The 4,450-nt window shown below is 75.4% G+C and carries 2 protein-coding genes; both read right to left on the bottom strand.

Going from position 1 to position 4,450, the window contains the following annotated elements; translation table 11 throughout:
* A partial coding sequence (locus ACIQIB_RS39150) for a type I polyketide synthase (protein ID WP_400764205.1) occupies positions 1 to 4,026 on the bottom strand: 4,026 nt, incomplete at its 3' end.
* Positions 3,908 to 4,450: acyl carrier protein (locus tag ACIQIB_RS39145; RefSeq protein WP_400764204.1), on the bottom strand; the 543-nt coding region annotated here is incomplete at its 5' end. The genes ACIQIB_RS39145 and ACIQIB_RS39150, both read right to left, overlap by 119 nt.

The raw sequence follows: 4,450 nt of genomic DNA, 5'->3' as shown, positions 1-4,450 counted from the left end.
GGACACCGCACCCCGCGCAGCACCCGGCAGCACACCATCCCCGCCCAGCGGCACCACCACCACATCCGGCACCACACCCACCGACGCCAGCAAGGCGTGCACCGGCACTCCGCCGAGGGCGGCGGCGGTCTCCCCCGCCTCGGGGCCCGCGCCGAGAACGCCGATGCTCGACGTCCCGCCCGCAGCGGCCGGGGCCGTGAGGGCGACCCAGTCGAGGCGGAACAGCGAGTCCCGCGCCACGGACCGCACGGTGGCGAGCTGCCCGGGCGCGGCCGGACGAAGGGTCAGGGAGTCGAGGGAGAAGACCGGGGCGCCCGCGGGATCGGCGGCCGTGAGCGCGACCTGTTCGGGACCGGTGACGCGCAGCCGCACCCGCAGGGCGGTCGCCCCGGTCGCGTGCAGCTGGGCCCCGCTCCAGCTGAAGGGGAGTCGCGCCGGTGCGTCCGCGTCCTCGGCGAGCCGGCTCAGGCCGACCGTCTGAAGGGCGGCGTCCAGCAGGGCCGGGTGCAGGGCGTACTCGTCCGTCTCCTCGCCCAGGGCCTCCGGCAGCCGTACCTCCGCGAACACCTCCTCGCCCCGCCGCCAGGCGGCCGTCAGCCCCTGGAAGGCCGGACCGTAGGCGAACCCGCCCTCGGCGAAGCCCGTGTAGAGCCCGGTGACGTCCAGCGGTTCGGCTTCGGCAGGCGGCCAGGCGGCCAGGCCGGGGTCGGCCGGTTCCTCGGTGGCCGGGGCCAGGACGCCGGTGGCATGCCGCGTCCACGGATCGTCCGCCGCCCGGCCACCGTCCGGCCGGGTGTGCACGGTCACCGGTCGGCGCCCGGTGGCGTCCACCGCGCCGACCCTGAGCCGCAGTTGGAGTCCGCCCTCGGAGGGCAGCACGACCGGCGCCTCCAGGGTGAGTTCGTCCAGGCGGCCGCAGCCCACCCGGTCGCCCGCGTGCAGCGCCACCTCGACCAGCGCCGCGCCCGGAAGCAGCGGGCTGCCGAGCACCGCGTGGTCCGCCAGCCACGGCTGGGCGGCGAGCGAGAGCCGGCCGATGAACAGCGACCCGTCGGCGTCGCCGGACTCGGCGAGCGCGGGCAGCAGCGGGTGGCCGCCGCCGTCGAGGCCGAACGAACGGATGTCGCCGCCCCCGCCGACGGGGGCCTTCGGCCAGTAGCGGCGGCGCTGGAAGGCGTAGGTGGGCAGGTCCACCCGCCGACCGCCGCCGGGGAAGAACGCCGTCCAGTCCGCCTCGGCCCCGCGCCCGAACACCGTGGCCAGCGCCCGCACCAGCGACTCCGGCTCCGGCCGGTCGCGCCGCAGCGTGGCGACGAACGGCGCGGGCGCCCCGGGCTCGTACCCCGGCTCCGCCGCCAGGCACTCCTGGCCCATGCCGGACAGCACCCCGCCGGGGCCCAGCTCCAGGTACGTGCCGATCCTGTGCTCGCCGAGCGTGCGCACCCCGTCCGCGAAGCGCACCGTCTGCCGTACGTGCCGGACCCAGTAGTCCGGGTCGCACAGTTCCTCAGCGGTGGCGATCCGGCCGGTCACGTTCGAGACCACCCGCAGCAGCGGGGCCCGCAGCTCCAGCGCGGCGACCACCTCACGGAACTCGGCCAGCATCGGTTCCATCAGTGGGGAGTGGAAGGCGTGGCTGACGTCCAGCCGCTTGGTCCGGTGACCGGCCGCCGCGAGCTCCTCCGCGATCTCCAGTACCGTCCGCTCCTCGCCGGAGAGGACCACGGAGCGCGGCCCGTTGACCGCCGCGACCCCCGCCCGGTCCGTACGGCCGGCGAGCAGCGGCCGGACCTCCTCCTCGGCGGCCCGCACCGACACCATCGCCCCGCCCGCCGGGAGCCGGCCCATCAGGCGACCGCGCGCGGCGACCAGCGTGCAGGCGTCCGCCAGCGAGAGCACCCCCGCGACGTGGGCCGCGGCGATCTCCCCCACCGAGTGGCCGAGCAGCATCGCGGGCCGTACGCCCCAGCTCTCGGCGAGCCGGAACAGGGCCACCTCGACGGCGAACAGCGCGGCCTGGGTGAACTCGGTACGGCCGAGCAGAGCGGCCCCCTCGCTGCCCTCCGGGGCGAACAGGACCTCGCTCAGCGGCCGGTCCAGGTGCGGGTCCAGGAGTCGCGCGGCCTCCTCCAGGGCCTGCGCGAACACCGGGAAGGCACCGGCCAGTTCGCGCCCCATCCCCGCGTACTGGCTGCCCTGGCCGGTGAAGAGCACCGCCACCCCGCCCTCGCGCCGGCCGGTCCCCCGGACGAGGCCAGGGGCGCCGTTCCCCTCCGCCAGCGCGGCCAGCGCGCCCGGCAACCCGCCCGGGCCGGTCGGCAGGAGGACGGCCCGGTGCTCGAAGACCACCCGGCCGACCGCCAGTTCGCGCCCGACGTCGACCGGCTCGGGCGCCTCCGGCCCGTCCAGCCGGGCCAGCAGCCGGGCCGCCTGCTCGCGCAGCGCGGCCCCGGAACGGCCGGACAGGACCCAGGGCAGGACGGCGGTCGGTTCGGGCGTGACGGCGTGGTCGGCGTCCTCCGTCCCGGGGGCCTGTTCGAGGACGACGTGGGCGTTGGTGCCGCTGACGCCGAAGGCGGAGACCCCGGCCCGGCGCGGGGCGCCGGTCTCGGGCCAGGCGATCGGCTCCCTCAGCAGCTCGACGACCCCCTCCGTCCAGTCCACGTGCTTCGAGGGAACGTCCGCGTGCAGCGTGCGCGGCAGTTGCCCGTTGTGCATCGCCATGACCATCTTGATCACGCCACCGACCCCGGCGGCCGCCTGGGTGTGCCCAATGTTGGACTTCAGCGAGCCCAGCCACAACGGACGGTCCTCGGAACGGTCCTGCCCGTACGTGGCCAGCAGCGCCTGCGCCTCGATCGGGTCGCCCAACACCGTTCCGGTGCCGTGCGCCTCCACCGCGTCCACCTCCGAGCCCTTCAGCCCGGCGTTGGCGAGCGCCTGACGGATCACCCGCTGCTGCGCCGGGCCGTTCGGCGCGGTCAGGCCGTTGCTCGCGCCGTCCTGGTTCACCGCCGTACCCCGGACGATCCCCAGCACCCGGTGACCGTTGCGCCGCGCGTCCGACAGCCGCTCCAGCAGCAGCACACCGACGCCCTCGGACAGGCTCGTCCCGTCCGCGCCGTCACCGAACGCCTTGCAGCGCCCGTCCGGCGCCAGCCCGTGGCCCTGCCCCCGGCTGAACTCGTCGAACAGCGTGGGCGTCGACATCACGGCCACACCGCCGGCCAGCGCGAGCGAGCACTCCTTGCCCCGCAGCGCCTGCACGGCCAGGTGGACGGCGACCAGCGAGGAGGAGCAGGCGGTGTCCACCGTGACCGCCGGGCCCTCCAGCCCCAGCGTGTACGACACCCGGCCCGAGGCCACACTGCCCGCACTGCCGTTGTAGACGTACCCTTCGACGGCCTCCGGGGAGCGGAGCACCAGCTCGGCGTAGTCGTGGTACATCACGCCGGTGAAGACCCCGGTCCGGCTGCCGCGCACCGAGGCGGGCGCGATCCCGGCCCGCTCGAAAACCTCCCAGGAGGTCTCCAGCAGCAGCCGCTGCTGCGGGTCCATCGCCAGCGCCTCACGCGGCGAGATCCCGAAGAAGGCCGGATCGAAGTCCGCAGCGTCGTACAGGAATCCGCCGTGGTCGTAGAGGCCGTCGAGGTTCCACCCGCGATCGGTCGGGAACTCCGAGACGGCGTCCCGGCCCTCCGCCACCAGCTGCCAGAGGTCCTCCGGGTTCCTGACCTCTCCGGGGAAGCGGCAGCTCATGCCGATGATCGCGACGGGCTCCCGCGACTCCTCGATGAGCTCACGGGTCTGCTGCCGGAGCCGCTCGGTCTCCTTCAGCGACGTCCGGAGAGCGGTGACCAGCTTCCGGTCGGGGGTGCTCATTGCGCGTTCCTCCGTGTGCATCGGGTCAGGCGTCATTGCCGTCGAGGGCCAGGCTGATGAGGTTGTCGAGGTCCATCGCGTCGATGTCCTCGGAGGAGACCGCCGGGGCTCCGCCCGTGTACGGGGCGGCGTCGGCCTCGGCACCCTGGTCCGGGAGGCCGCTCCCGCCCTCCGGGAACAGCCCGGCGTCCAGGAACCGGGCGATGGCCACGGGCGTCGGGTGGTCGAAGACCAGGGTGGCCGGCAGGCGCAGGCCGGTCGCCGACCTGAGCCGGTTGCGCAGTTCCACGGCGGTCAGCGAGTCGAAGCCCAGGTCCTTGAACGGACGGTCCGGCTCGACGGCGGTGGCGGAGGCGTGCCCGAGGACCGAGGCCGCGCAGGTCACCACCAGGTCCTCCAGTACGCGGGCCCGCTCCTCGGCACCGACCCGGGCCAGGCGCTCGGTCAGCCCGCCCGCGCCCGGAGTGCCCGTCCTCTCGGTGGTGGCGGCGGTGCGGCGGGTGCCGGTCGGCACCAACGCTCGCAGCAGCGAGGGGAGCTGGCCCTGCGGAAGCTCCCGCAGGGCGTT

Source organism: Kitasatospora sp. NPDC092286, from assembly GCF_044755565.1.
GTDB lineage: Bacteria > Actinomycetota > Actinomycetes > Streptomycetales > Streptomycetaceae > Kitasatospora.
Note: the sequence above shows the minus strand (reverse complement) of the source record. Positions and strands in the feature narration are given on the sequence as shown.